We start from the raw sequence: 25,054 nt of genomic DNA on the forward strand, positions 1-25,054 counted from the left end.
CACCCGTGTCCGTTGACATCGAGAAGACGGGCGGCGGCCCCGAGGACGTGCCGCCGCCCCCACCTGCGGGTCCCGAGGCCATCAAGGCCATTCCGGTCCGTCACTACGGTCGGTACGTCTCCGCCCTGATCGCGATCGGGCTCCTGGTCGCGATCGTGTACGCGTTCGCCCAGGGCAAGATCAACTGGGGAGCGGTCCCCGACTACTTCTTCGACGACCGCATCCTCAAGGGCGTCGGCCAGACCCTGCTGCTGACCGTGCTGTCCATGGTCATCGGTGTCGCCGGCGGCATCCTGCTCGCGGTGATGCGCCTGTCGAAGAACCCGGTCACCTCGTCCATCGCGTGGTTCTACATCTGGTTCTTCCGCGGCACCCCGGTCCTGGTCCAGCTGTTCGTCTGGTTCAACCTCGGCCTGGTCTTCGAGTACATCAACCTCGGCCCCATCTACAAGGACTACTGGTCCAGCTTCATGACGCCGTTCCTGACGGCGCTGCTGGGCCTGGGTCTGAACGAGGCCGCCTACATGGCGGAGATCTGCCGCGCCGGCCTGCTCTCCGTCGACGAGGGACAGACCGAGGCAGCCCACGCCCTGGGCATGAGCCACGGCAGGACGCTGCGCCGCATCATCATCCCGCAGGCCATGCGCGTCATCGTGCCCCCCACGGGCAACGAGGTCATCAACATGCTGAAGACGACCTCGCTGGTCTCCGCGGTGCAGTACTACGAACTGCTGCGCTACGCCCAGGACATCGGACAGACCTCCGGCGCCCCGGTCGAGATGCTGTTCCTCGCCGCCGCCTGGTACCTGATCATGACGTCGATCCTCAGCGTCGGTCAGTACTACATCGAGCGTTACTACGCCCGCGGCTCCAGCCGCGCCCTGCCGCCCACACCGCTGCAGAAGGTCAAGGCCACGCTCCTGTCCCTTTCGAACCGCCCGGGGGTCGCAGCATGACTGCCATGGTCAAGGCCGAGGGCGTCCACAAGTCCTTCGGCGCCATCGAGGTCCTCAAGGGCATCGACCTGACGGTCAACACCGGCGAGGTGTTCTGCCTGATCGGCCCGTCCGGCTCCGGCAAGTCCACGTTCCTGCGCTGCATCAACCACCTGGAGAAGATCAACGCGGGGCGCCTGTACGTCGACGGCGACCTCGTCGGCTACCGGCAGCACGGCGACAAGCTCTACGAGCTGCGCGACCGTGAGGTCGCCATGAAGCGCCGCGACATCGGCATGGTCTTCCAGCGCTTCAACCTCTTCCCGCACATGACGGCAGTCGAGAACGTCATGGAGGCCCCCGTCCAGGTCAAGGGCAAGGGCAAGGGCGAGGCGAAGGAACGGGCCATGCAGCTGCTGGAGCGGGTCGGCCTGGCCGACCGGGCCGGCAACTACCCGTCCCAGCTCTCCGGCGGCCAGCAGCAGCGCGTCGCGATCGCCCGCGCGCTGGCCATGGACCCGAAGCTGATGCTCTTCGACGAGCCCACCAGCGCCCTCGACCCCGAGCTCGTGGGCGACGTACTCGACGTCATGCGCGACCTCGCCGAATCCGGCATGACCATGGTGGTCGTCACCCACGAGATGGGCTTCGCCCGCGAAGTGGGCGACAGCCTCGTGTTCATGGACGGCGGCGTGGTCGTCGAGTCCGGCAACCCGCGGGACGTCCTCACCAACCCCCAGCACGAACGCACCCAGTCCTTCCTGTCCAAGGTGCTGTAGGCGCGTTCGCACGACGACAGGGGCGGTACGGAGAGCATCCGTACCGCCCCTGTCGTCATCCCCGGCGGCCTGCCACCGCGGCCGCTGCCGCCCCGGCCCGGTGGCGGGTGACGGGGAACAGGGCGGCCGTGGTGACTACTTGAGAGCGAGGACGAGGGCGTCGGAGGGCGAGCGCCAGACCGCCCGGGCCTCCGCGAAGCCCTTCTCGCACAGCACGCGCGCATGCCACTCGGCGGAGGGGGTGTCGCCGTCGGCGTGCTCGCCGTAGATCTCGAAGCGCCGTGCGGTGGGCCCCGAGAGGACCGGGTCCTCGGCGGCGAGGGCCCACCAGTCGGCCCAGTCGAGGGCACCGGCGGCCTTGGCGCGGTCCATGCGGGTGTGGCGTCGGGTTCGGTCCGCGGCGTTGATCCGGGGGGTGCCCTCGTCGGGCATGTGGTCGGCGTTCATGAACACACCGCCCTCCCGGACGAGTCCGGCGATCCGGCCGTACAGCGCGGCGAGGGGTCCGCTGTGCAGCCAGTGCAGGGCGGTGGCGGTGAGGACGGCGTCGTATGTGTCGTACGGCAGTGCGTCGGTCCAGTCCGGGTCCTTGAGGTCCGCGGTCACGAACGTGACGCGGCCGTCTCCGGCGAACGTGCCCTCGGCGATGGTGAGCAGGGCCGGGTCGAGGTCGACACCCGTACTGACGGCGTTGGGGAACCTTTTGAGGAGACGGTCCGTAATACTCCCTGTACCGCATGCGAGATCCAGCACCCGGGGCTCCGGACCCACCAGCGCCTCGACCATGTCCAGCATGACCCGGAACCGCTCCTCGCGGTCCGGGAGGTACCACTCCTGCTGGCGGTCCCAGCTGTCCTGCCAGGCCCGCCAGTCGGATGCGGCCGCGGCTCCGGCTGCGATGTCGGTCATGAGGTGCCCTCCCGTACGCCCATCCGTCGAGCGCGCGGAAAGGTAATACCCTTGAACCGCACGCATCTATTACTCACTCCCGAAGCACGATAGACCGCCCCCCGTAAGGACTACAAGTGGAACTGGCCTATTACTCGGACTACGCCGTACGCCTGGTCAACAGCGAGGAGCCGGGCCGGGGCAAGGACGCGCTCACCTCGGTGGAGGCGGTGCGCGATCTGTTCGGCGTCAACCAGTCGGCGGCGCGGCGGGCCACGGACGCCGACGTGACCCGCTTCCGCTCCGTGCGGGCCCGTCTGCGGGGGGTGTTCGAGGCGGCGGACTCCGGCGACGAGACCCTGGCCGTGGACCTGCTGAACTCGCTTCTGCTGGAGTTCCCGGTGAGCCCGCAGATCTCCGGGCACGACCACCGCGACGACGACGACCGGCCGCTGTGGCACATGCACCTGGCGGACCACCCGTCGAACGCCACCGCGGGATACGCGGCGATCGCCGCGATGGGCCTGGCCTTCCACCTGACCGAGTACGGCGTGGACCGGCTCGGCCTGTGCGAGGCGGCACCCTGCCGCAACGCCTACCTCGACACCTCGACGAACCGGTCCCGCCGCTACTGCTCCGACCGCTGCGCGACCCGCGCCAATGTGGCGGCCTACCGCGCGCGCAAGCGCTTGGAGGCCGACCGGTCGGCGAGTACAGGGCGCACGGCGGAGAAGGCCCAGGAGACCACGCCGGCCGCCGGCCGCTGACCGTCGCGCGCCTCGCGCGGCCGGTAGCGGCCGAGGACCCGGCCGATGACGAACTCGTCGGGCACCGCGCCGTACTCCGTGCTGTCCGCGCCCGCACCGGGATTGTCCGCGAGGACCCACCAGCCGGCCTCGCGGCGCTCCACCGCCCGCTTGACGATGAGCAGGTTCTGCTGGAGCGGGTGGCGCAGCACCACCACATGGCCCGGCCGCACCCGCGCTCCGTACCGCACCAGAAGCTGGTCGCCCTGGTACAGCGTGGGCACCATGGAGGGCCCCTCCACCTCGGCGATCCCGAAGGGCGCCCGGGCCCCGTGGCCCTCCGCGATCTCAGGCATCGGGCCTCCCCCGCTCAGGCATGGGCACTCCTCCGTCCAGGCGTCGGCGGCCTGAACCCCCGGTCTCCGACTGACTCCGGCATCCGAACCCTCCCGGTTCGATCCTCCACACGTCCCAGTGTGGCCCTGGACTTTTGACCTAAGCCCCTGGGGCCCCTCGCGAAATCCGCTCCTGTACGGAGTAATGTCCCACCTGAGAAGACGATCACGAGGAAGGACAGCTTCATGCTCTCCCGCCTGTTTGCCCCCAAGGTCAAGGTCAGTGCCCACTGCGACCTGCCCTGTGGCGTGTACGACCCGGCCCAGGCCCGCATCGAGGCGGAGTCGGTGAAGGCCGTGCAGGAGAAGATGGCCGCCAACGACGACCCGCACTTCCAGGCTCGCGCCACCGTCATCAAGGAGCAGCGCGCCGAGCTCGCCAAGCACCACGTGTCGGTGCTGTGGAGCGACTACTTCAAGCCTCCGCACTTCGAGAAGTACCCGGAGCTGCACCAGCTGGTCAACGACACGCTCAAGGCGCTCTCGGCCGCCAAGGCCTCGACGGACCCGGCGACCGGCCAGAAGGCCCTGGACTACATCGCCCAGATCGACAAGATCTTCTGGGAGACCAAGAAGGCCTGATCTTGGATCAGACCCTCTGACCTGCAATTTCTCTACCTGCAGTGTCTCCCTGTCCGCACCCGGTCCGCAGGCCGCCGAGCACGGCGTCCATGACGGGCCGGGTGCGGTCTTCTTCGCCCGGCCGCAGATGGGCGTAAATCCGCCGGGACGGGCCGTGCTTGATGCACAGCGGCCGCGTCGTTGACAGGCTCGGCGCGGCGCAGGCACGCTGGGCAGGCTCCGACACGGTCCATGGCTGCCTTGACCACAGTGGCTCCACGGTCCACAACTCGCTTCCAGAGGTGCGTGATTGGCTCATGGACCCGATGACGGTGATCCTGCCCGGCGCACAGTCCCTGGTGACGGCGATCCTGACGGACGGCTGGACACACGTACGCACCGCCCTGGCCCGTCGCTGGAGCCGGCAGACCCGGGAACCGCAGGCCGTGATCGAACAGCGCCTGGACGCCGCTCACGCTCAGTCCGCCGATCTGACCACCGGCGCTGCGGGCGACGACCAGGCCCTGCTGCGGGCGTACTGGGCCGGCTATCTCGCCGCCGCCCTGGCCGAACGTCCTGCCCTGATCGAACTCGTCCACGGCCTGCGCAGCACGATGGCGGACGCGAGTACGCATGACACGTCGTCCGTGCACAACACCAACAGCGGCACGGTCACCACTCTCGTCCAGGGCCGCGACTTCAACGGCGACATGACGTTCGGGTCCCCGTAACACCGCGGTTGAGCCCTCGCGCCACGGCGAAGCGGTCACCGCCCGCGCGCAGCCCGGAGCGTCCGAGTCCACTGCTGACAGCATCTCAACCGCGCGTCCTGGCCACGCTGTTGAAATCCGTGCCCCTGCAGGGCCTCCGTCTATACGATGTATCCCATCGAGGCGGAGGCGACCTATGGGGGGCCGATGACCGAGCGGGGGCCGGCCGACGACGATTTCGGAGGCGGTTTCCACAACGTCTTCAACGGCAGCGCCGACATCGTGGTTCAGTTCCGGGACAACTACGGCGACATCCACTTCCATATCCCGCCGGCCGAGACACCGGAAGAGACGGCGACGCGGGCACTGGCCGAGACGGTGTTCCGGCAGTGGCGCGAGGAAGCCAAGGTCTGGGACATCGGGGGCGACCGGCCGACGCTGGCAGTACGGTGGAAGCCACGCCTGCAGTGGGCTCGACGCGCGACATTCGCCGACACCACCGATGCCGCTCGCGGCGATCAAGCCGCTGACATGGTCCAGGGGTTCCTGAACCTGCCGCAGCGACGGCTTGTCATCCTGGGTGGTCCCGGGTCGGGGAAGACCGCGCTGGCCATCCTGCTCACCCTGGAGTTGCTGAAGCACCGTCTTGTGCCGTCGGGCGGCGGTGAGCAGCGGCGGACCGCGCAGCACGTGCCGGTGCCGGTGCCCATGTCCATCGCGTCGTGGGATCCGGAGCACGAGACGTTCGACGCGTGGTTCATGCGCCGGCTCGCGGCGGACTACCCCGGGCTTCCGCGCATCTCGGGGCGCCATCCGGCCGCCGAACTGTGGAAGCGCGCCGGATCCGTGGTGCTGCCGGTGGTGGACGGTCTGGACGAGATGCCGCCCTCGCGCCGGGCCTCGGCCCTGCACGCACTGAACCGGGCGCTCTACGACGGCAGGCCACTGATCCTCACCTCGCGGACCGAGGCGTTCGAAGGTCCGGCCCGGGATGTCATGCTCAGGTCGACCGCATTACTCGAGGCACAACCGGTCGATGCCGGCGACGCGGTCTTCTACCTGGGCAGCAGTACGCCGCCACGCCATCGACCGCGATGGCAACCGCTCTTCGACCGGATGCGGGCCGCACCGACCGGCCCCGCGGCACTGGCCCTGTCGACGCCGCTGATGCTCTGGCTCACCCGGACCGTCTATGCGGACCCGGCGACCGAACCGTCCGAGCTCGCCGATCCGGCGGTGTTTCCCACCCGGCAGGCCATTGAAGATCATTTGCTGGACCGGTTCATCCCCGCCGCGTTCGACGACGCGATCCCGTCCGACGACCGCTGGGAGCCTCCGCGTCGCTGGCAGGCGGCCCGGGCACAGAGGTACGCCGAAGCGCTGGCCGACCATCTCGCCCGGGCCGGGACACCGAATCTGGCGTGGTGGCGGCTGCATGAGGCAACGGCGCCGGCACGCGTGGCCGCGCTGCCCCTGCTCGGGCTGGTGGGGTATGTGGCACTCCAGGTATCGGTCCTGGCCGGCCAGGTGATCTGGCGGATCTCCGGTGGACCGGGCGCCGTGGGCGGGCTCTTGAACACGGCGGCGTACGGGTCGGGGGTGCTGATCGGCATGGGGGCCCAACTGGCGGTCCGCGCCTGGTTCACCGACCTCCGGTTCGGCGAGCCCCGGCAGCGCGTCAACCTCCTACGACCAGGTGCGGCGCTGCGCTCGGCTGTCGGGTCCACCGACCGGAAAGGCATGCTCGCGGCGTTGTTCTTCGCGGTCCCCGCCTTCGTGGTGAGTCTGTTCACCGTGCTCTATCACGCCGGCGATCCCCTGCCCGTCATCATCTGCGGCGTGCTCTGTCCGATCCTCTGCGTCGTACTCGCCGTGATCTACGCGGCGCCGACCGACCCCGGTGACGAAGCGACGACACCGCGGATCCTCATGCGGAGCGAGCATGCGGCCGTACTGCTCGGGGTCGCCGTCATCGGACCGGTCGCGGGACTCGGCGTCGGTGTCACACATCTGACGTTCTCCGGCGCGTATGCGGTGTCCGCCGGAATCGCGGCGTGGCTCGGCGCCTCCGTGTTGCTCGTGCTCATCAGTCCCTGGAGCCGGTGGCTGCTCGGTCGGACGAGTCTGGCGCTGACCGGCAGGGCTCCATGGGCCTTGCTGCGTTTTCTGACCGACGCGCACCGGCAGGGCGTCCTGCGGCAGATCGGCGGCGTCTATCAGTTCCGGAACATCCGTCTGCAGGAGCGGCTGGCGGAAACCACCTCCTACGGCGTGAGACGGCGGCAGCGGGCGGCGGGGCAGGTCTCGCTGCCTCCCGACGCGATCACACACACCAGCGATGCGGGCATCGCTTTCCGGTTGCGCGTGCGCAAGACCAACCTTGCGCCGCTGAAGCGGGGCGTCACCTCAGCGGTCATCATGACCCTGGTCTGCTCGATGTTCGGCGGGCTCTTCTGGGCCATTGGACCTGGACTACTGCTCGCAGCGGCCCTGCTGACCTCGATCACGTGGGCCATGCCGCCCTACGTCGTCGATCTGCGCCTGAACCGCGACACCCTGGAGTGCCGGTCGTACCGGTATTCCGCCCGGTTCGAGTGGAGGAACGTCGAGGAGATCGCGTTGCACGGCTTCACGCACCGCGGCATCAGCACCGGACGGCATCTCCTCAAGGTCCGCTTGAGCCCGGATGCATTGACTCCCGCTCAACGGAAGGCACGCGACACGGGGTGGCGCCTGGTCTGCGACCTCGGGTTGATGTCGTCCCTGCCTCCGCAGATCGATGCGGCACTGAAGGAGTACAGCGCCTTCGGCATGCAGCCGGAGAGCTTCGCCCTGTGGGAAGAACAGTTCGACACCGACTAGGGTCCCGGCGAACTACGGGGCCGTACCGGCCTGATCCCTCGGCCAGGGCTCCACGGCCGTCACGGCGTCCACGGGGATCGGCCCGTAGACGTGCGGGAACTCCTCACCGCCCGGCTCCGGCGCCTCGTACCTGACGGGCACCCTGAGCCGGTGGGGATCGACGACGAGGACGACCAGCTCGTCGGGGCCCTCGTAGGTGCCGTACAGGAAGGCCGCCACCCGCGGGAGTTGCTCCCGCGTGGAGCAGTGGATGAAGCCCTCCTCCTGGAGGGTGCGGCCGCGGGTCGAGATCTCGTACGTCCCCGAGGCGCGGGCCGCGTCCCACAGGGCGCGCTCGGTGATGTGGAGCAGGAAGTCGGGCATGCCGCCACGGTAACCGGCCGCGGGGGCGCGCTCCGCCGACCGTGGGGGCCGGTCCTCGGAGGCCGGGCAGCCGGGGTTCTCACAGGGTGCGGGCCGCCACTCGGGAACGAAGGCGCCCAGGGTCTTGTGGCGCCGCACCACCGTCCCCACGGGCTGCCCGCAGACCGGGCACGTGTACCCGTCCCGCGGGCCGCGACGCGGCAGGGTCCCGTGGTCTTCGCCGACCATGTCCTCAGGATAGGCCCGGGGGGTGCGGGTGAGCGCGCTCTGCCGCAGGAACGCCCGAGCTCGCCGGGTACGCGGGTACGAGCAGCCGGTGCCGTGGACCCGGCCTCAGCGCTTCGCGCGCGGCTGCGGTTCGCGCCACATCGGCCACATGGGCGGACCGTCGGGGAGGTCGACGGTGGTTCCCGTGAAGACGAAGCCGAGCCGTTCGTAGAGGCGGCGGCTGCGGGGGTTGCTCGCCTCGAGGTAGGCGGGCAGTCCGTCGTCGTCGCAGCGGTCGAGCACCGAGCCGATGAGCGCGCCACCGACCCCCTGGCCCTGGCGACCGCCGTCCACGGCGATCAGCATCAGATACGCATGGGCGCGGCCCGTGGGATGGGCCGCCGAGGTCAGCCGGCCGACCAGCTCGACCCGTTCGTTGTCCGGGTCGACGGCGGCACGCAGCTGTGCCGGGGCGTCGTCGGCCTCGTGGTCCCCGCCCGGCTCGCCCCCGGGGACGGTCAGCCACAGGGCCGCCGCCGCGCCGTCCTCGGTGACGTCGACATGGCCCTCGGTCAGCGCGATGTCGAGGAAGGCGCCCATCAGCGCGCCGTGCCTGCGTCGGCGGTGGTCCTCGTCGGGGAAGACCCAACTGCTCACCGGGTCGTGGCGGAACACCTCGTCCAGCAGCCGTGCGACGGCCTCCCGGTCGTCCCCGCCGGCCCTCCGGATCGACACGCCCATCGTCCCGTCCGCCCCTTCGCCATCCTCAACCGGTCCCACCGGCCTGGAAGTTGCAGCCTATGCGACGCGCGTTCGGATACGGGGGCGGGCTCCGTACACCGACCGGTTCGGGTCGGCGTACGGAGCCCGTGTCGTCCCCTCTGCGCTCCGCTTCTCCTCGTCCGCTCCCTCCTGTCCGCGGCGTCCGGTCGCCGCTCGATGGCCGTTCACCGGCCCGTTCGTCCGTTGGTCAGTTGCTGCGCCGCGTCACGAACTCCGCCAGGGCCAGCAGGCCGCCCGCCGCCTCCGGGTCCGGAACGACCCGGGACAGCTGCTGGACCGCGCAGGCCATCCGGTCGCCCGCCTGGAGCTGCGCCCAGTCCCGGCCGCCCGCCCGCTCGACGGCCTGCACCGTGCGCGCCGGCTCCCCGTCGGCGGGCGGGCCGGCGTAGAGCTCGGCCAGTTCGGCCGCCTCCGGGGCGCCGGAGGTGAGCGCGGCCACCACGGGGAGCGACTTCTTGCGGGCCAGGAGGTCGGCACCGGCCGGTTTGCCGGTGCGGCGCGGGTCCCCCCAGATTCCGATCACGTCGTCGATCAGCTGGAAGGCGAGTCCGGCCTCCCGGCCGAACGCGTCGAGCGCCGCCACCTCCTCGTCCCCCGCGCCCGCGTACAGCCCGCCCAGGGCGCAGGCGCAGCCCAGCAGCGCACCGGTCTTGGCCTCCGCCATGGCCAGGCACTCCGCGAGTGTGACCTCGTGCGGCGCACGCCGTTCCAGTGCGGAGTCCGTCTGCTGCCCCTCGCACAGCTCCATGACGCAGTCCGCGAGCCGCGCGGCGGCCGCCGGTGCCGCGGGGTGCGGGTCCTCGGCGAGCAGCCGCTGGGCGAGGGCCTGCAGCGCGTCCCCGGTGAGGATGGCCGCGGCGTCGCCGAAGACGGTCCACACGGTCGGGCGGTGCCGGCGTGTGGTGTCCCGGTCCATGACGTCGTCGTGCAGCAGGGTGAAGTTGTGGGTCAGCTCCACCGCGGCGGCGGCCCGTACGGCGCTCTCGGGCCGCCCGCCGAGGGCCCGGACCGCCGTCAGCACGAGGGCCGGCCGGATGGCCTTGCCCGCACTGCCGGCCGCCGGGGTGCCGTCCGCGCGCTCCCAGCCGAAGTGGTACCGCGCGACCCGCCGCATGGCACCGGGCAGCGACTCGACGGCCTGGCGCAGCGCCGGGTCGACCGACGCCCGCGCCCGGTCCAGGATCGCGAACGCCTCCTGCCCGTCGGCCGTTGCGGCGCTCTCGGCCGCGGCGCTTCCGCCGGCGGGGTCCCGCCGTCCGGCGGGTCCGTCGGGCATGCGCCGGGAGCGGGCGCCGCCGGTGCCCTGCCGTCCGAGCAGGCCTGCCTGCGTCTCCGTCATGAACTCCCCCTCGGATCGGTCTCGGAGAGCCGGTGGCCGGCGGCCGGCCCGCGGCCGCCGGACGCGCGCCCCGCCGGTGTTCCCGCCCCTGTGGGCGGGAACCCGACGTGCGCGGTGCCGCAGGTCACCTCCAGCGGCCGATCTCGACGTTCTCCAGCACGCCGAGCGCGTCGGGTACGAGGACCGCCGCCGAGTAGTACGTCGTCACCAGGTAGGAGATGATCGCCTGCTCGTTGATCCCCATGAAGCGGACGGACAGGCTCGGTTCGATCTCGTCCGGCAGGCCTGTCTGGTGGAGGCCGACGACGCCCTGCTCGTCCTCGCCGGTACGCATGCAGATGATCGAGGTGGTCCGGGCCTCGGAGACCGGGATCTTGTTGCACGGGAAGATCGGCACCCCGCGCCAGGTGGGGATGCGGTTCCCCGCGACGTCGATGCTCTCGGGCACCAGTCCGCGCTTGTTGCACTCGCGGCCGAACGCGGCGATGGCACGCGGGTGGGCGAGGAACAGTTTCGAGCCGCGGCGCCTGCTGAGCAGCTCGTCCATGTCGTCCGGGCCGGGGACGCCGTCGTGCGGCTGGATCCGCTGGTCGTACTCGCAGTTGTTGAGCAGGCCGAACTCGCGGTTGTTGATGAGTTCGTGCTCCTGGCGCTCCTTCAGCGCCTCGACGGTGAGCCGCAGCTGCTGTTCCGTCTGGTTCATCGGCTGGTTGTAGAGATCGGCGACACGCGAGTGGATGCGCAGCACGGTCTGGGCGACGCTCAGCTCGTACTCGCGCGGATGTGCCTCGTAGTCCACGAAGGTGCCGGGCAGTTCGGCCTCGCCGACGTGTCCGGCGGACAGGTCGATCTCCTTCTCGCCGTACTTGTTGGCCCGCTGCTCCGGCAGGGACCGCTGCGCCGCCAGATGGGCCTGCAGCGATTCCGAGCGCTCCGCGATCAGCTCGAAGTCCCGCCGGGGCAGCGTGAGAAGGGTGCACGCCGTGGCGGCGCGGGCCGTGTACTCCCACAGGGCGTCCGGGTCGGCGATGGCCTGCTCGCCGAAGTACGCGCCGTCGGCGAGGACCCCGAGGACCGCGTCGTCGCCGTATGGCCCGGTGCCGATCTTCTCGACCCGGCCGTGCGCGAGCAGGAACACCTCGTCCGTCTGGCTGCCGAAGCGGGCGAGCACGGCTCCTGGCTCGACCTCCCGCTGGCGGCAGCGCCGGGCCAGCTCCTGCAGCACCTCCTGGTCCTCGAACGAGCGCAGCACCGGCAACTCGCGCAGCTCATCGGGGATGACCTGCACCTCGTCACCGGTCTTCACGAAGGTGACGCGGCCGTCCCCCACGGAGTAGCTCAGCCGGCGGTTCACCCGGTACGTACCGCCCTGCACATCCACCCAGGGCAGCATCCGCAGCAGCCAGCGAGAGCTGATCTCCTGCATCTGAGGTGCGGACTTGGTGGTGGTGGCCAGATTCCGCGCCGCCGAGGTGCCGAGACTCTTCTGCGACTGGGGCTGCTCTGCGCGGACTTCTTCGCCTACCGACATGTAAATGCCCTCCCGATCATGCACTGACCTGCGAGGAGAAGCCTTCCAGTACGGACTGTGCCCGGGCCATTACACAAAAGAGCGGGAATGGATCACCGCGGACGGGGCAGAGGCCGCGCGGTTCGACGGGGCAGGGAGGCGCACGGTCCGAGCGGTGCGGCCACGGCACGCGCCCCCTGTCCGGATCGGCTCGCACGCCGTCCGAACACCGTGGTCGGCGCGGCGGGGTTGCGGTACAAGCAGGCTGTACGAGGCGGCCGCGACCGGCGGCCGTCCGTGCCCCCGGTGCCCTGCGGCCCGGGGGCACCCCCATCGCGAAGGAGGCGGTCATGGCCCCACCCATGTCCGCGGAGAGTTTTCTGGACGCCCTGCGGGACGAGGGGCTGACCGTCGTCGAGGTCGGCGACTGGGCCCATCACAACCGCAACGGCCAGGGCCCCTGGGGGCCGGTGCACGGTGTGGTCGTCCACCACACCGCGACCTCGGGCAGCGAGCGGACGGTGGAGCTGTGCCGCGACGGCCGCGAAGGACTGCCCGGCCCGCTGTGCCACGGCGTGATCACCAAGGACGGGCGGGTGCACCTCGTCGGCTACGGACGCGCCAATCACGCCGGGCTCGGCGACGACGACGTGCTGCGCGCCGTGATCGCGGAGAAGCGGCTCCCCCCGGACGACGAGGCGAACACCGACGGCAACCGCCACTTCTACGGCTTCGAGTGCGAGAACCTGGGCGACGGCGCGGACCCGTGGCCCGACGCCCAGCTGGCGGCCGTGGAGAAGGCCGCGGCCGCGGTCTGCCGCCATCACGGCTGGACGGAGCGCTCGGTCATCGGCCATCTGGAGTGGCAGCCGGGCAAGGTCGACCCGCGCGGCTTCACGATGGACTGGCTGCGCGGGCGCATCCACGAGCGTCTGAAGTAGTCCGGAGCCGCCTTCCGCACGGGACCCGGCGCCGGAAGCCCTCGGGACGGCCCGCCGACATGCCGTACGCCCCCGGGCGCGGCCCGGACGTGCCGTACGCCCTTCCGGGGGCGCCCCGGGCGAGGAGCGTCGGGACGCCCCGGACAATGGACGTGTGAGCGAACCGGACATAGCGCACGCGCGCGACCCGCACGAGGCTCCCGAGGCCCCCGACGTCGCCGCCATGGGACCCCGGCTGCCGTCCCTGTTGACGGCCGTCGAGGACGAGCGTTTCGCGCGGCACGGGGTACGGCTGCTGCTCAAGCGCGACGATCTGATCCACCCGGAGCTGATCGGGAACAAGTGGCGCAAGCTCGCCCCGAACCTGGCGGCCGCGGCCGGACGTCCGGTGCTGACCTTCGGGGGCGCCTACTCCAATCACCTGCGGGCCACCGCGGCGGCCGGGCGCCTGCTGGGCATCCCGACGACCGGGGTGGTGCGCGGCCAGGAGCTGGCCGGCCGGCCGCTCAACCCGTCGCTCGCCCGGTGCGCGGCCGACGGCATGCGGCTGCACTTCGTCGACAGGTCGACGTATCGCCGCAAGGGCGAGCCGGACGTACTGGCCCGCATCCTGCGGGACACCGGCGCCGAGGACGCCTGGGTGGTGCCGGAGGGCGGCAGCAACGCGCTCGCCGTGCGCGGCTGTGCGGCGCTGGGCGAGGAGCTGCACGGGGACGCGGACGTGGTCGCCGTCGCCTGCGGCACGGGCGGCACACTGGCCGGCCTCGCCGCCGGGCTGACGCCGGGGCAGCGCGCCCTGGGCGTCCCGGTGGTGGGGGGCGGCTTCCTCGGCGCGGAGATACGCGCCCTCCAGGTGCGCGCGTTCGGCGGCCCGCGCGGCGACTGGTGGCTGGACGACCGCTTCCACTGCGGGGGCTACGCACGGACGACGCCGGAACTCCATGCGTTCGCCGACGACTTCGAGCACCGCCACGGTCTCGCCGTGGAACGTCTCTATGTCGCCAAGCTGCTGAAGGCCCTTGTCGCCCTGGCCGACGAGGGCGCCTTCGCGCGCGGCACCCGGCTGGCGGCCGTCATCACGGGGCAGCCGGACCCCACGGCCCGGCACGCCCCGTCGTCGGGGCCCGGCCGGGCGTCCCGCAGCCCCGGATGACGGCCTACGGCGTCTCCTCGCGGTAGGCCGCCGCCTCCTCCAGGTCAAGCCTGCGCAGCAGGGTCCGCATCAGCTCGTCGTCGATCCGCCGCTCGTCGCGCCAGCGGACGAACACCGCGCGCTCGGTGTCGATCATCTCGCGGGCCAGGCGCCGGTAGGTGTCGTCGGCCGACTCCCCGGTGATCGGGTTGCCCTGGCCGAGGCGCTCCCAGACGGCGTTGCGGCGGCGCTCCATGATCGTGCGGAGGCGGTCGACGAGGGGCTCCGGGAGGCTGTTGCGCTCGTCCTGGAGGAGTTCGTCGAGCCGTCCCTCGGCCGCCTGGGACGCGGCGTTCTGCGCCTGCGCCTCGGCGAGGGTCTCGGCCTGGGTGTCGCGGCCGGGCAGTCTCAGGAGCCGGATCAGGCCGGGCAGGGTGAGCCCCTGCACCACCAGCGTGCCGATCACGGTCGTGAAGGTCAGGAAGAGCACCAGGTCACGCGCCGGGAACGGCTTGCCGTGCAGCGTGCCGAACGGGATGGCGAAGGCGATGGCCAGCGACACCACGCCCCGCATACCGGCCCAGCCGACCACGAGCGGGCTGCGCCAGTCGGTTTCCGACTCCCGCTCCCTGATCTTCGGCGACAGCCACCGTGGGAGGTACGTCGCCGGGTAGGTCCACACGAACCGGGTGACCACGACGAAGACGAAGACCAGCAGGGCGTAGCCGACCGTCTCGGCGCCCGCGTACCGGCCCAGCCCGCGCAGCACGACGGGCAGTTGCAGCCCGATCAGCGCGAACACGGACGACTCCAGGATGAAGGCGACCATGCGCCACACGGCCGCCTCCTGGAGGCGGGTCTCGAAGTCGACCTGCCAGTTGCGATGTCCGATGTAGAGGGCGACGACCACGACGGCGAGCACCCCGGAGGCCCCGACCTGTTCGGCGGCGGCGTACGCGCCGAACGGGATGAGCAGCGACAGCGTGTTCTGCAGCAGCGCCTCCTTCAGGTGGGTGCGCAGCCAGTGGATCGGCACCATGAGCACCAGTCCGACGACGACGCCCCCGATCGACGCGATCAGGAATTCGCGGATCCCGCCCGCCCAGCCGATGCCCTCGCCGATCGCGGCGGCCAGGGCGACCTTGTAGGCGGTGATCGCGGTCGCGTCGTTCAGCAGGGACTCGCCCTGGAGGATCGTGGTGAGGCGGGCCGGCAGACCGACCTTGCGGGCGATCGCGGTCGCGGCGACCGCGTCGGGCGGCGCGATCACGGCACCCAGCACCAGGGCCGCGGTGAGCGGCAGGTCCGGGACGACCAGATAGGTCAGCCAGCCGACGACGACGGTCGCGAACAGGACGTACCCCACGGAGAGCAGCGCGACCGGGCGGATGTTGGACCGCAGGTCCAGATAGGAGCTCTCGAGCGCCGAGGTGTGCAGCAGCGGCGGCAGGACCAGCGGCAGCACGATGTGCGGGTCGAGGGTGTAGTGCGGGACCCCCGGCAGGGACGACGCGATCAGACCGACCGCGACCAGCAGCAGTGGCGCGGGAACGGGGCTGCGGCGCGCCGCCCCCGCCACCGCGGCGCTCGCCGCGACCAGTGCCACCAGTGGCAGAGCATCCATCACTGCAACCCCTCCTCGCTCCGCGTGCACGCCTCGTTACCCAGCTGTCGTCGTAACCTGGCCATCATGAACGAGTGCTCGCACGTCACGGCGCTGCCGCACCCCGATCCCGCACCGCTCAGCGAGACGTGCCTCGGGTGTCTGGCGGCGGGCACCCATCCGGTGCAGTTGCGGATGTGCATGGAGTGCGGTCATGTGGGGTGCTGCGACTCGTCGCCGCTGCGCCATGCGGCGGAGCACTTCAAGGACACCGGGCACCCGGTGATGCGCACGTTGGAACCGGGCCAGAGCTGGCGGTGGTGTTTCACGGACAACCTGCTCGTGTAGCCGGATCGCGTGGTGCGCCCGTGACGGTTCGATCGCCGTGAGCATGGGTACGTCAACCCGGCGCGCCCACTTCCCAATTGGGCCCGCAGACCTCTAGCCACTGTCCGTACCCGTAGACTTACTATGAGTGACAGCAGGGGGCGGGGTCCCCGGGACAGGGAAGTTCACGGCGCGATAGCGTCACGGCTGAACCACGCATCGCGTTCCCCGGGGGTCGACTCCGGGCCCCGAATTAGCTTGTACCACCTTGGAGGTGAGGGTGTCCCCAATCGCAGGAGAGCCCGGGACCCAGGACTTCGTGGAAGTCCGGCTGCCGGCTGCGGGTGCCTACCTGTCGGTGCTGCGGACGGCGACGGCCGGCCTCGCTGCTCGTCTGGACTTCACCCTCGACGAGATCGAGGACCTCCGCATCGCGGTCGACGAGGCCTGCGCGATCCTGCTCCAGCAGGCCGTGCCCGGCTCGGTGCTGAGCTGTGTGTTCCGCCTGGTGGACGACTCGCTCGACGTGACGGTCTCGGCCCCGACCACCGACGGCCGTGCGCCCGAGCGGGACACCTTCGCCTGGACGGTGCTGTCCGCCCTCGCCGGCAAGGTCGACTCGCATGTCGACGAGGACAACACCGTGTCGATCAGCCTCTACAAACAGCGCGGCGCGGGACCCGGGCCGGCGTGAGGAACGGGGACGGGCCGGTGCGAGACGAAGAGCGCGGCAACCGCAGCACACAGCGTCTCCCCGCCGACGGCACCGACGGCCGCGGCGAGGCGGGGCGCACTCCTGGCGGCATCCCCGAGCAGCAGGCCCGGCCACACCCGGAGGACGAGTCCTGGGGTGCGGTGGATGCGTCGGAGCAGGCAGAGCCGGTCGACCGGGACGAGCGCGGCGCGCTCTCCGGTGTGGGCGGCGGGACGGGGGTACCTCCCAGCGGTGGCTGGGGGAGGGCGGGATACATGAGCGAGCACGAGCGACACGACGGGCCGGGCGTGCAGGGCGTGCCGGACGCGCAGCCCTCCCCGCAGGTGCAGCGGGTGCAGCACGTCCAGCACGACCCCCAGGACCGCAGTGGCGCGCGGGCGATGTTCCTGGAGCTGCGCAAGCTGCCCACGGGCACGCCCGAGTACGCGGAGCTGCGCAACCAGCTCGTCCGGATGCACCTGCCGCTCGTAGAGCACCTGGCCCGCCGCTTCCGCAATCGCGGGGAGCCGTTGGACGACCTCACCCAGGTGGCCACGATCGGCCTGATCAAGTCCGTCGACCGGTTCGACCCGGAGCGCGGCGTGGAGTTCTCCACGTATGCGACGCCGACGGTCGTCGGGGAGATCAAGCGGCACTTCCGGGACAAGGGCTGGGCGGTGCGGGTGCCGCGGCGCCTTCAGGAGCTGCGCCTCGCGCTCACCACGGCCACGGCCGAGCTGTCCCAGCAGCACGGCCGCTCCCCCACGGTGCACGAACTGGCCGAAAAGCTGGCGATCTCAGAGGAGGAGGTCCTGGAGGGCCTGGAGTCGGCCAACGCCTACTCCACGCTGTCGCTGGACGTCCCCGACACGGACGACGAGTCCCCCGCGGTCGCGGACACCCTCGGCGCCGAGGACGAGGCCCTGGAGGGCGTCGAGTACCGCGAGTCCCTGAAGCCCCTGCTGGAGGATCTGCCGCCCCGGGAGAAGCGGATCCTGCTGCTGCGCTTCTTCGGCAACATGACCCAGTCCCAGATCGCCCAGGAGGTCGGCATCTCCCAGATGCACGTGTCCCGGCTGCTGGCGCGAACCCTGGCCCAGCTGCGGGAGAAGCTCCTCGTCGAGGAGTAGCCGCAAGGACCCGCCGGCCGTCCGGTTCCCTCGACGGCGTTCCTCACGGCTCCCAAGGCTGCGAGCCCTGCGGCTCCCGCCTCACGACTCCTGCGACGAGCCCGGCCCCCGGATCCCGAGGGCCCGGGTGGTCGCCGGGTTGACGAGCAGGACGAGCGCCGTCACGGCCACCACGGCCAGCGCGATCCCGCCGGGGATCAGCATGCTGTCGGCCCTGAGCAGGGTCCAGGCGACCGGCAGCGCCATGATCTGGGTGATGATCGCGGGCCCCCGGCTCCACCCGCGCAGCTTGAGCAGGCCCCGCGCGGCGAGAAGCGGCAGACAGGCGAGGACGACCAGGGTGACGCCACCGGTCACGGCCTGCTCGGGGTTGTCCGGCGTGCCGACGAGTCCCATCACGAGCAGGTAGACGCCGCCCGCGGCGAGCGCGAGCCCCTCCAGGGCGGCCAGCGCCGCGGCAGCGGTGAGACGTCCGGGCCGGGCGCCCCCGGTCGTGGCGTCCGGGGCGTCGGAGGTGGGGTGCTGCGCAGAGGTCACCCCTGAAGGGTAGCCGTCGGCCCTCGGGCGACCGGGGGCCCCGGGGTGCAGCGTCACGTCCCGACGGGGTTCCACCGGCCCCATCAGCGGACTCTTACCGAACTCCTACCTCGGTCTGGGCCGGGTACCACCCAGTAGGTACGCTGCATCGCATGCGTGCACTTCTCGTGGTCAATCCGGCAGCAACCACCACGAGTGCGCGCACACGCGACGTACTGATCCACGCGCTGGCGAGCGAGATGAAGCTCGAAGCGGTCACCACCGAGTACCGCGGGCACGCCCGGGACCTCGCCCGGCAGGCCACGGCGAGCGACGACATAGACCTGGTCGTCGCACTCGGCGGCGACGGCACGGTCAACGAGGTCGTGAACGGTCTGCTGCACGACGGCCCCGACCCCGACCGTCTCCCCGGCCTCGCCGTGGTCCCCGGCGGTTCCACGAACGTGTTCGCCCGCGCCCTGGGCCTGCCGAACGACGCGGTCGAGGCGACCGGCGCACTGCTCGACGCGCTGCGCGAGGGCACCGAGCGCACCGTGGGCCTCGGCCGGGCCTCGGGCACCCCGGGCACGGAGGACGAGGCGGTGCCGGCGCGCTGGTTCACCTTCTGCGCCGGCCTCGGGTTCGACGCGGGCGTCGTCGGCCGGGTCGAGCAGCAGCGCGAGCGCGGCAAGCGGTCGACGCACGCCCTTTATGTGCGCCAGGTGGTACGCCAGTTTCTGGAGGAGCCCCACCGCCGGCATGGCCAGATCACGCTGGAGCGGCCCGGCGAGGAGCCGGTGACCGATCTGGTGCTGTCGATAATCTGCAACACCTCTCCCTGGACCTACCTGGGCAACCGCCCCGTGTACGCGTCCCCCCTGGCCTCCTTCGACACCGGCCTCGACGTGCTGGGCCTGCGCAAGCTCTCCACCGCCGCGGTGACCCGGTATGCGACACAGTTGCTCGCTTCGTCCCCCGACCGCGGCCCCCGCGGCAAGCACGTCGCCGCGCTTCACGATCTGAGTGAGTTCACCTTGCATTCGAAGGCGCCGCTGCCGCTCCAGATGGACGGCGACCACTTGGGGCTGCGTACGAGCGTGACGTTCACAGGCGTTCGCCGTGCACTGCGTGTGATTGTGTGAGTGGAAGGGCCCAAAGTCCTTCTACTCGAACGTTTAGGCCAGGATCCACCCCATGGAAGTACGGCTGTGACCTAGTCGACACCGAGGAATCAAAAAAAACTTTCCGGAAGGGGTTGTATCCGCAGCCGAGGTTTGCGAATCTCTACGTGGCGCTCGGGACGGCCCGCAACATCGGCCCCACAGAGAGCCCGAACCCCTCCTCAATCCACAGGACCACCCCGGCGTGACTGGGTGTAGGCCCTTCACTTGTTGAGGGATTCGTGAAAGCGTTCACATTCACAAGCACCAAGCACGACATACCGAGAGAGGTAGCAGCCATGGACTGGCGTCACAACGCCGTTTGCCGCGAGGAAGACCCCGAGCTGTTCTTCCCCATCGGCAACACCGGTCCTGCGCTGCTGCAGATCGAGGAAGCCAAGGCCGTCTGCCGTCGCTGCCCCGTTATCGAGCAGTGCCTGCAGTGGGCGCTCGAGTCCGGCCAGGACTCCGGCGTCTGGGGTGGCCTCAGCGAGGACGAGCGCCGCGCGATGAAGCGCCGCGCCGCCCGCAACCGGGCCCGCCAGGCCAGCGCCTGACACCCATAGCCCCCATACGAGCCTGAGCCCGGCGGCGCGTACGACGCGTACGCATCTCCCGCCCCCGAGCCGCAGCGCGCAGTACCCCCGATGCGCTTGACGTGAGCCCCCCGGAACCTTCGGTTCCGGGGGGCTCACTGTCGTTCGGGGACCACTTTCCGGGTCCGTCGGCGCTCCGTGGGACGACCTTCCATGGTCGCCCCCGCACGATGGTTACTTTTCGTGACGAACCGGGATGTCGAGGATCACCTGAGTGCCCCGTACGGGCGCCGGAACCATGTCGAAGCTGCCGCCGAGCTCGCCCTCGACGAGCGTGCGAACGATTTGCAGACCGAGATTGCCCGCGCGATGCGGATCGAAGCCTTCCGGTAGGCCGACACCATCGTCCTGCACGGTGACCAGGAGCCGGCCGTCGGGCTTGTCGCCGGACTCGCGGCGGCCCGGCGTCGGGCCGCTGCGGACCGCGGTGACCTCGACCGTGCCCGTGTCGCCCTGCCGGAAGCCGTGCTCCAGCGCGTTCTGAAGCACCTCCGTCAGAGCCATCGACAGCGGGGTCGCGACCTCCGCGTCCAGGATGCCGAAGCGTCCGGTACGACGGCCGGTGACCTTGCCGGGCGAGATCTCCGCGACCATCGCGACGACCCGGTCGGCTATCTCGTCGAACTGCACCCGCTCGTCCAGGTTCTGCGAGAGCGTCTCGTGCACGATCGCAATGGAGCCGACCCGGCGCACCGCCTCCTCCAGCGCTTCCCGGCCCTTGTCGGAGTCCATCCGGCGGGCCTGCAGCCGCAGCAGCGCGGCGACCGTCTGCAGGTTGTTCTTCACCCGGTGGTGGATCTCCCGGATGGTCGCGTCCTTGGTGATCAACTCCCGCTCGCGGCGGCGCAGTTCGGTGACGTCCCGCAGCAGGACCAGCGACCCGATGCGGACCCCCTTGGGCTTGAGCGGAATCGCCCGGAGCTGGATCACGCCGTCATTGGCCTCGACCTCGAACTCGCGGGGCGCCCAGCCGCTGGCGACCTTGGCCAGCGCCTCGTCCACCGGGCCGCGCGACGGGGCGAGTTCGGCCGTGGTCAGGCCCAGGTGGTGCCCGACGAGGTCGGCGGCGAGGCCGAGACGGTGGTACGCCGAGAGCGCGTTCGGCGAGGCGTACTGCACGACACCGTCCGCGTCCAGCCGGAGCAGGCCGTCGCCGACGCGCGGCGAGGCGTCCATGTCGACCTGCTGGCCAGGGAACGGAAACGTTCCGGCAGCAATCATCTGAGCCAGGTCGGAGGCCGACTGGAGGTAGGTGAGCTCCAGCCGGGACGGCGTCCGCACGGTGAGCAGATTGGTGTTGCGGGCGATCACGCCGAGGACGCGGCCCTCCCGGCGGACCGGAATGGACTCGACCCGGACCGGCACCTCCTCGCGCCACTCCGGGTCGCCCTCGCGGACGATGCGCCCCTCGTCCAGGGCGGCGTCCAGCATGGGCCGGCGCCCACGCGGGACGAGGTGGCCGACCATGTCGTCCTGGTAGGAGGTGGGTCCGGTGTTGGGGCGCATCTGGGCGACCGAGACGTACCGGGTGCCGTCGCTGGTGGGAACCCACAGGACCAGGTCGGCGAAGGAGAGGTCGGAGAGCAGCTGCCACTCCGAGACGAGCAGATGCAGCCACTCGAGGTCGGTGTCCGAGAGGGCCGTGTGCTGTCGTACGAGATCGTTCATGGAGGGCACGTTGTGAGCGTACCCGGGGTTTCGGACATGTCCCGAAGCCGTCGGCGCCGCAGGGACCGGGACCCGTACGGGCCCGCGCGATCCACAGGACCCCGGAAGCACCCGCGGGCCGCGGCGCCTGGGAGGGACCCTCAACCCTCCCGGCACCGCAGCCCGGAGCAGCATCGGCCGGTGGGTGTGCGGTCCCGGTCGGCCGAAGGGGAGGAGCCGGTGCAGTCAGGGCAGAGAGCGCCGGTTCCTCGGTCCGTCCTCCTGTGCGGGGAGGACGGAGGCTTTACCACTGCATTGTGGACTAGACCATTCTCCCCTGTCCATGAGTCGGGGGGATGTTTGTCGTCGTCCCTTTCACGGCGCGGCCGGGTGCGGTTTCCGAGAATCCGCAGCATCGATGGCGCTTGAGGCACCCTACTCCTCCATGGCCGAACATCCGTACCCCTCGCGCAGGAGGCGATTCGGATCGACGCGGCTTCGTCACCTCGCCCGGCACCGCCGGAGCACCCCCGGGCACCCTCGGAACGTGAGCTTCACGGCCCCGCTCCGATGGCCGGCCTCGCCGACCGGCCGCCGGAGCGGGACGATTTCCGCAAGGGCCAGGGCCGGTCGACGCGCCCTTCGGCCAGCGGCGCGAAACCCGCCGACGCCCGTCCCACCTGGGGCTTCGCGCCACCCGCGCTCCGGCCGGCACCCCTGCGCACAGGGTTGCCCGTTCGGACGCGCAGCGCGTGCCCGCTCTGCTAGATTGGTCTATACCACATCGGTCATCAGTTGATACGCCCCTCATCAGATCGGCAGGCCCAGCGTGGAAGTTGTCATCGTCAAGGACGCCCGGGCAGGCGGCGAACTCATCGCCGAGGCCATGGTCCAGCTGCTCCGGCGCAAGCCCGACGCCGTCCTCGGCGTGGCCACCGGTTCGACGCCGCTGCCCGTCTACGAGGCCCTCACCGCACAGGTGGCCGCGGGCGCCGTCGACGCGTCGCGGGCCCGGATCGCCCAGCTCGACGAGTACGTCGGACTGCCGGCCGACCACCCGGAGTCCTATCGTTCGGTGCTGCGCCGCCAGGTGCTCTCGCCGCTCGGCATCGGTGAGGAGGCGTTCATGGGCCCCGACGGCACCGCCGACGACATTCCGGCCGCCTGTGCCGCGTACGACAGGGCGCTGGCCGAGGCCGGGGGTGTGGACCTGCAGCTGCTCGGGATCGGCACCGACGGGCACATCGGCTTCAACGAGCCGTGCTCCTCGCTCGCCTCGCGCACCCGGATCAAGACGCTGACGGAGCAGACCCGTATCGACAATGCGCGGTTCTTCGACGACGACATCGACCAGGTGCCGCACCATGTGATCACCCAGGGCATCGGGACGATACTCGAGGCGCGGCACCTCGTGCTGCTCGCCACGGGCGAGGGCAAGGCCGACGCCGTGGCGGCGACCGTGGAAGGGCCGGTCGCGGCGGTGTGTCCCGCGTCGGCCCTCCAGCTGCACCCGCATGCGACGGTCGTCGTGGACGAGGCCGCAGCCTCCAAGCTGAAGCTGGCGGACTACTTCCGGCACACCTACGCCGAGAAGCCCGCCTGGCAGGGGATCTGACCCCGGCGGACGACCGTGCCCGGACCACCCCTGCGGGGGGCGGTCCGGGCACTGTCCCGTATCGGGACCGTCGGCCGTGGAAGGACGGCTCTAGAGGGCCGTGATCGCCTCCGCGGCGGCCACCCCGCACACCCGCGCGGCGCCGTGCGTGGCGATGTGCAGCGCGCCCCGGGGCGGGGCCTGGGGGACGCCCATCTCGACGACCACCGTGTCGGGGCGGGCGGCCAACAGCGTGTCGAGGGCCGCGGCCATCCACGGGTGCCGGTGGACGTCCCGTACGACGGCCACGATGCGCCGCTCCCCCGCCGCGGCCAGCGCGTCCGCGCCCGCCGTGGGGCCGGCGAAGCGGCCCGTCCCGGTGCCGGGGAGCAGCCGCTGGAGCTCGGCCGCCACGCCCCAGGGAGTCTCGTCACCCACGGCGATGTTGGCGACCGGTGTGAAGGCGGCGACGTACGGGGCCTCGGTGACAGGCGCGGCTTGCGCCGCTCGGGTGACGGTGAGCGCGCGCCGGGCGGCGAGCAGCCCGATGCCGGTGCCGGGCGCGCCCCCCGTGGGCCCGCCCGGCACCCCCGCGCCCGGGGCCGCCGCCTTCACCTCCGCCGCCGTCCGCGCCGCGAGCCTGCGGACCCGCTCGGCCGCCTCGGCGAGCCGTTCCTCGGACAGGTCGCCCGACCGGACCGCGGCGACGAGGGCGTCCCGCAGTCGCAGCACCGTGTCGTCGTCGGCGAGCCCGCCGCCCACGCAGATCGCGTCGGCACCGGCCGCGATGGCGAGGACGCTGCCGCGTTCGATGCCGTAGGTTCCGGCGATCGCCTGCATCTCCATGCCGTCGGTGACGATGAGCCCGTCGAAGCCCAGCTCCTCGCGCAGCAGCCCGGTCAGGATGCGGCGGGAGAGGGTCGCGGGGCGCTCCGGGTCCAGGGCGGGTACGAGGATGTGGGCGCTCATCACCGCGCGCGTACCGGCGGCCACGGCGGCTCGGAACGGGGCGAGTTCACGGGCGAGCAGGGTGTCCAGGCCGGCGTCGATGCGCGGGAGCGCATGGTGCGAGTCGACCGCCGTGTCGCCGTGGCCGGGGAAGTGCTTGGTGCAGGCGGCGACTCCCGCGGACTGCAGCCCGGAGACGTACGCCGCCGTGTGCCGGGCCACCAGGCCGGTGTCGGCGCCGAAGGACCGTACGCCGATGACGGGGTTGTCCGGGTTGGAGTTGATGTCCGCGGACGGCGCCCAGTTGAGGTTGACGCCGCAGGCGGCGAGGCGGCGGCCCAGCTCCCGTGCCACCTCGCGGGTGAGCTCCACGTCGTCCACCGCGCCCAGTGCGTGGTTGCCGGGGAACGAGGAGCCGGTGCGTACCTCCAGACGGGTGACGTCGCCGCCCTCCTCGTCGATGGCCACGAGCACGTCGTCGCGCTCGGCCCGCAACTGGGCCGTGAGCAGGGCGAGCTGCCGCGGCGATGCGATGTTGCGGCCGAACAGGCCGACCGAGGCCAGGCCCTCGCCGATGCGGCGCAGCAGCCAGTCGGGGGCGCTCGTGCCGGTGAAGCCGGGCTGGAGGACGGTGAGCGCGTCGCGGGTGATCGTCTCGGTACCGCGGGCGAGTGTCGTCATCGGATGG

Annotated in this window: 24 protein-coding genes; 14 read left to right on the forward strand and 10 right to left on the reverse strand. The window is 71.3% G+C overall.

Annotated features, from left to right (window positions below):
* The first annotated feature begins 5 nt into the window (after positions 1-5).
* Together ACWCP6_RS13135 and ACWCP6_RS13140 are read left to right on the forward strand one after the other, a co-directional pair.
* Entirely contained in the window at positions 6-956 is a 951-nt protein-coding gene (locus tag ACWCP6_RS13135; protein ID WP_450932484.1) for an amino acid ABC transporter permease, read from the forward strand.
* Complete coding sequence (locus ACWCP6_RS13140) at positions 953-1,714, forward strand: amino acid ABC transporter ATP-binding protein (RefSeq protein WP_450932485.1); 762 nt, start codon at positions 953-955, stop codon at positions 1,712-1,714. The genes ACWCP6_RS13135 and ACWCP6_RS13140 overlap by 4 nt, the downstream gene beginning before the upstream one ends.
* Positions 1,715-1,849: 135 nt before the next feature.
* Here the strand turns inward: ACWCP6_RS13140 and ACWCP6_RS13145 are convergent, their stop codons facing one another.
* Positions 1,850-2,623, reverse strand: coding sequence for a class I SAM-dependent methyltransferase (locus tag ACWCP6_RS13145; protein WP_450932486.1), 774 nt, complete (start codon positions 2,621-2,623; stop codon positions 1,850-1,852).
* Between the two features lie 116 nt (positions 2,624-2,739).
* Between ACWCP6_RS13145 and ACWCP6_RS13150 the strand changes: the two genes are divergently transcribed.
* Complete coding sequence (locus ACWCP6_RS13150; protein WP_450932487.1) at positions 2,740-3,369, forward strand: CGNR zinc finger domain-containing protein; 630 nt, start codon at positions 2,740-2,742, stop codon at positions 3,367-3,369.
* On the opposite strand, the gene sodX is transcribed toward ACWCP6_RS13150, so the two are convergent.
* A complete protein-coding gene (sodX, locus tag ACWCP6_RS13155; protein ID WP_450932488.1) occupies positions 3,273-3,704 on the reverse strand; it encodes a nickel-type superoxide dismutase maturation protease in 432 nt (143 codons plus the stop codon). The two genes, ACWCP6_RS13150 and sodX, sit on opposite strands and share 97 nt — an antisense overlap.
* A gap of 225 nt (positions 3,705-3,929) precedes the next feature.
* Between sodX and sodN the strand changes: the two genes are divergently transcribed.
* The 3 genes from sodN to ACWCP6_RS13170 all read left to right on the forward strand — a co-directional run bounded on the left by sodN (position 3,930) and on the right by ACWCP6_RS13170 (position 7,876).
* The gene (gene sodN, locus ACWCP6_RS13160; protein ID WP_020136639.1) at positions 3,930-4,325 is read left to right on the forward strand and encodes a superoxide dismutase, Ni; all 396 of its coding nucleotides are present in this window, start codon (positions 3,930-3,932) and stop codon (positions 4,323-4,325) included.
* Positions 4,326-4,621: 296 nt separating this feature from the next.
* A complete protein-coding gene (locus ACWCP6_RS13165; RefSeq protein WP_450932489.1) occupies positions 4,622-5,035 on the forward strand; it encodes a hypothetical protein in 414 nt (137 codons plus the stop codon).
* Between the two features lie 147 nt (positions 5,036-5,182).
* The gene (locus ACWCP6_RS13170) at positions 5,183-7,876 is read left to right on the forward strand and encodes a hypothetical protein (RefSeq protein WP_450932490.1); all 2,694 of its coding nucleotides are present in this window, start codon (positions 5,183-5,185) and stop codon (positions 7,874-7,876) included.
* A 12-nt stretch (positions 7,877-7,888) separates the two neighbouring features.
* On the opposite strand, the gene ACWCP6_RS13175 is transcribed toward ACWCP6_RS13170, so the two are convergent.
* The 4 genes from ACWCP6_RS13175 to ACWCP6_RS13190 form a co-directional block, all read right to left on the reverse strand.
* Positions 7,889-8,239 (reverse strand): DUF952 domain-containing protein, encoded by a 351-nt coding sequence (locus tag ACWCP6_RS13175; RefSeq protein ID WP_450932577.1) that lies wholly within the window; start codon positions 8,237-8,239, stop codon positions 7,889-7,891.
* 333 nt (positions 8,240-8,572) lie between these two features.
* Positions 8,573-9,187, reverse strand: coding sequence for a GNAT family N-acetyltransferase (locus ACWCP6_RS13180; protein ID WP_450932491.1), 615 nt, complete (start codon positions 9,185-9,187; stop codon positions 8,573-8,575).
* Between the two features lie 229 nt (positions 9,188-9,416).
* Complete coding sequence (locus ACWCP6_RS13185) at positions 9,417-10,568, reverse strand: family 2 encapsulin nanocompartment cargo protein polyprenyl transferase (protein ID WP_450932492.1); 1,152 nt, start codon at positions 10,566-10,568, stop codon at positions 9,417-9,419.
* A 124-nt stretch (positions 10,569-10,692) separates the two neighbouring features.
* Positions 10,693-12,099, reverse strand: coding sequence for a family 2B encapsulin nanocompartment shell protein (locus tag ACWCP6_RS13190; RefSeq protein ID WP_450932493.1), 1,407 nt, complete (start codon positions 12,097-12,099; stop codon positions 10,693-10,695).
* Between the two features lie 329 nt (positions 12,100-12,428).
* On the opposite strand from ACWCP6_RS13190, the gene ACWCP6_RS13195 reads away from it, so the two are divergent.
* Together ACWCP6_RS13195 and ACWCP6_RS13200 are read left to right on the forward strand one after the other, a co-directional pair.
* Positions 12,429-13,019 carry an N-acetylmuramoyl-L-alanine amidase gene (locus ACWCP6_RS13195; protein ID WP_450932494.1) on the forward strand — a complete coding sequence of 197 codons (591 nt, stop codon included), beginning with the start codon at positions 12,429-12,431 and terminating at the stop codon, positions 13,017-13,019.
* A 223-nt stretch (positions 13,020-13,242) separates the two neighbouring features.
* Positions 13,243-14,172: a 1-aminocyclopropane-1-carboxylate deaminase/D-cysteine desulfhydrase gene (locus ACWCP6_RS13200; RefSeq protein WP_450932578.1), complete on the forward strand. Its 930-nt coding sequence runs from the start codon at positions 13,243-13,245 to the stop codon at positions 14,170-14,172.
* A 4-nt stretch (positions 14,173-14,176) separates the two neighbouring features.
* Here ACWCP6_RS13200 and ACWCP6_RS13205 read toward each other — a convergent pair whose 3' ends face one another.
* Positions 14,177-15,775 (reverse strand): Na+/H+ antiporter, encoded by a 1,599-nt coding sequence (locus tag ACWCP6_RS13205; protein WP_450932495.1) that lies wholly within the window; start codon positions 15,773-15,775, stop codon positions 14,177-14,179.
* Between the two features lie 66 nt (positions 15,776-15,841).
* Between ACWCP6_RS13205 and ACWCP6_RS13210 the strand changes: the two genes are divergently transcribed.
* From ACWCP6_RS13210 to ACWCP6_RS13220, 3 genes are all read left to right on the forward strand, one after another.
* The gene (locus ACWCP6_RS13210; RefSeq protein WP_450932496.1) at positions 15,842-16,102 is read left to right on the forward strand and encodes a UBP-type zinc finger domain-containing protein; all 261 of its coding nucleotides are present in this window, start codon (positions 15,842-15,844) and stop codon (positions 16,100-16,102) included.
* A 259-nt stretch (positions 16,103-16,361) separates the two neighbouring features.
* Entirely contained in the window at positions 16,362-16,775 is a 414-nt protein-coding gene (locus ACWCP6_RS13215; protein ID WP_450932497.1) for an anti-sigma regulatory factor, read from the forward strand.
* The gene (locus ACWCP6_RS13220; RefSeq protein WP_450932498.1) at positions 16,772-17,905 is read left to right on the forward strand and encodes an RNA polymerase sigma factor SigF; all 1,134 of its coding nucleotides are present in this window, start codon (positions 16,772-16,774) and stop codon (positions 17,903-17,905) included. The genes ACWCP6_RS13215 and ACWCP6_RS13220 overlap by 4 nt, the downstream gene beginning before the upstream one ends.
* Positions 17,906-17,986: 81 nt before the next feature.
* Here the strand turns inward: ACWCP6_RS13220 and ACWCP6_RS13225 are convergent, their stop codons facing one another.
* A complete protein-coding gene (locus ACWCP6_RS13225; RefSeq protein WP_450932499.1) occupies positions 17,987-18,442 on the reverse strand; it encodes a hypothetical protein in 456 nt (151 codons plus the stop codon).
* A 152-nt stretch (positions 18,443-18,594) separates the two neighbouring features.
* On the opposite strand from ACWCP6_RS13225, the gene ACWCP6_RS13230 reads away from it, so the two are divergent.
* Positions 18,595-19,563, forward strand: a complete 969-nt coding sequence (locus ACWCP6_RS13230) for a diacylglycerol/lipid kinase family protein (RefSeq protein WP_450932500.1) — start codon at positions 18,595-18,597, stop codon at positions 19,561-19,563.
* Between the two features lie 317 nt (positions 19,564-19,880).
* On the forward strand, positions 19,881-20,138 hold the full coding sequence (locus ACWCP6_RS13235) for a WhiB family transcriptional regulator (protein WP_003992873.1): 258 nt from the start codon (positions 19,881-19,883) through the stop codon (positions 20,136-20,138).
* A 213-nt stretch (positions 20,139-20,351) separates the two neighbouring features.
* Here the strand turns inward: ACWCP6_RS13235 and ACWCP6_RS13240 are convergent, their stop codons facing one another.
* Positions 20,352-21,845 carry a sensor histidine kinase gene (locus tag ACWCP6_RS13240; RefSeq protein ID WP_450932501.1) on the reverse strand — a complete coding sequence of 498 codons (1,494 nt, stop codon included), beginning with the start codon at positions 21,843-21,845 and terminating at the stop codon, positions 20,352-20,354.
* Between the two features lie 808 nt (positions 21,846-22,653).
* Here ACWCP6_RS13240 and nagB point away from each other — a divergent pair.
* Entirely contained in the window at positions 22,654-23,439 is a 786-nt protein-coding gene (nagB, locus tag ACWCP6_RS13245; protein ID WP_450932502.1) for a glucosamine-6-phosphate deaminase, read from the forward strand.
* A gap of 90 nt (positions 23,440-23,529) precedes the next feature.
* Here nagB and ACWCP6_RS13250 read toward each other — a convergent pair whose 3' ends face one another.
* The gene (locus tag ACWCP6_RS13250; RefSeq protein WP_450932503.1) at positions 23,530-25,047 is read right to left on the reverse strand and encodes a glycoside hydrolase family 3 protein; all 1,518 of its coding nucleotides are present in this window, start codon (positions 25,045-25,047) and stop codon (positions 23,530-23,532) included.
* Positions 25,048-25,054: the final 7 nt, after the last annotated feature.

The organism is Streptomyces sp. NPDC002004 (genome assembly GCF_053593975.1).

What these genes read in the sequence shown, in the direction of transcription:
- ACWCP6_RS13195 (WP_450932494.1), top strand. Translation starts at nt 12,429, where the DNA reads ATGGCCCCACCCATGTCCGCGGAGAGTTTTCTGGACGCCCTGCGGGAC.
- ACWCP6_RS13230 (WP_450932500.1), top strand. Translation starts at nt 18,595, where the DNA reads ATGCGTGCACTTCTCGTGGTCAATCCGGCAGCAACCACCACGAGTGCG.
- ACWCP6_RS13205 (WP_450932495.1), bottom strand. Translation starts at nt 15,775, where the DNA reads ATGGATGCTCTGCCACTGGTGGCACTGGTCGCGGCGAGCGCCGCGGTG.
- ACWCP6_RS13140 (WP_450932485.1), top strand. Translation starts at nt 953, where the DNA reads ATGACTGCCATGGTCAAGGCCGAGGGCGTCCACAAGTCCTTCGGCGCC.
- ACWCP6_RS13170 (WP_450932490.1), top strand. Translation starts at nt 5,183, where the DNA reads ATGTATCCCATCGAGGCGGAGGCGACCTATGGGGGGCCGATGACCGAG.
- ACWCP6_RS13165 (WP_450932489.1), top strand. Translation starts at nt 4,622, where the DNA reads ATGGACCCGATGACGGTGATCCTGCCCGGCGCACAGTCCCTGGTGACG.
- ACWCP6_RS13175 (WP_450932577.1), bottom strand. Translation starts at nt 8,239, where the DNA reads ATGCCCGACTTCCTGCTCCACATCACCGAGCGCGCCCTGTGGGACGCG.
- sodN (WP_020136639.1), top strand. Translation starts at nt 3,930, where the DNA reads ATGCTCTCCCGCCTGTTTGCCCCCAAGGTCAAGGTCAGTGCCCACTGC.
- ACWCP6_RS13145 (WP_450932486.1), bottom strand. Translation starts at nt 2,623, where the DNA reads ATGACCGACATCGCAGCCGGAGCCGCGGCCGCATCCGACTGGCGGGCC.
- ACWCP6_RS13240 (WP_450932501.1), bottom strand. Translation starts at nt 21,845, where the DNA reads ATGAACGATCTCGTACGACAGCACACGGCCCTCTCGGACACCGACCTC.
- ACWCP6_RS13210 (WP_450932496.1), top strand. Translation starts at nt 15,842, where the DNA reads ATGAACGAGTGCTCGCACGTCACGGCGCTGCCGCACCCCGATCCCGCA.
- ACWCP6_RS13180 (WP_450932491.1), bottom strand. Translation starts at nt 9,187, where the DNA reads ATGGGCGTGTCGATCCGGAGGGCCGGCGGGGACGACCGGGAGGCCGTC.
- ACWCP6_RS13235 (WP_003992873.1), top strand. Translation starts at nt 19,881, where the DNA reads ATGGACTGGCGTCACAACGCCGTTTGCCGCGAGGAAGACCCCGAGCTG.
- ACWCP6_RS13190 (WP_450932493.1), bottom strand. Translation starts at nt 12,099, where the DNA reads ATGTCGGTAGGCGAAGAAGTCCGCGCAGAGCAGCCCCAGTCGCAGAAG.
- ACWCP6_RS13200 (WP_450932578.1), top strand. Translation starts at nt 13,243, where the DNA reads ATGGGACCCCGGCTGCCGTCCCTGTTGACGGCCGTCGAGGACGAGCGT.
- ACWCP6_RS13185 (WP_450932492.1), bottom strand. Translation starts at nt 10,568, where the DNA reads ATGACGGAGACGCAGGCAGGCCTGCTCGGACGGCAGGGCACCGGCGGC.
- ACWCP6_RS13250 (WP_450932503.1), bottom strand. Translation starts at nt 25,047, where the DNA reads ATGACGACACTCGCCCGCGGTACCGAGACGATCACCCGCGACGCGCTC.
- sodX (WP_450932488.1), bottom strand. Translation starts at nt 3,704, where the DNA reads ATGCCTGAGATCGCGGAGGGCCACGGGGCCCGGGCGCCCTTCGGGATC.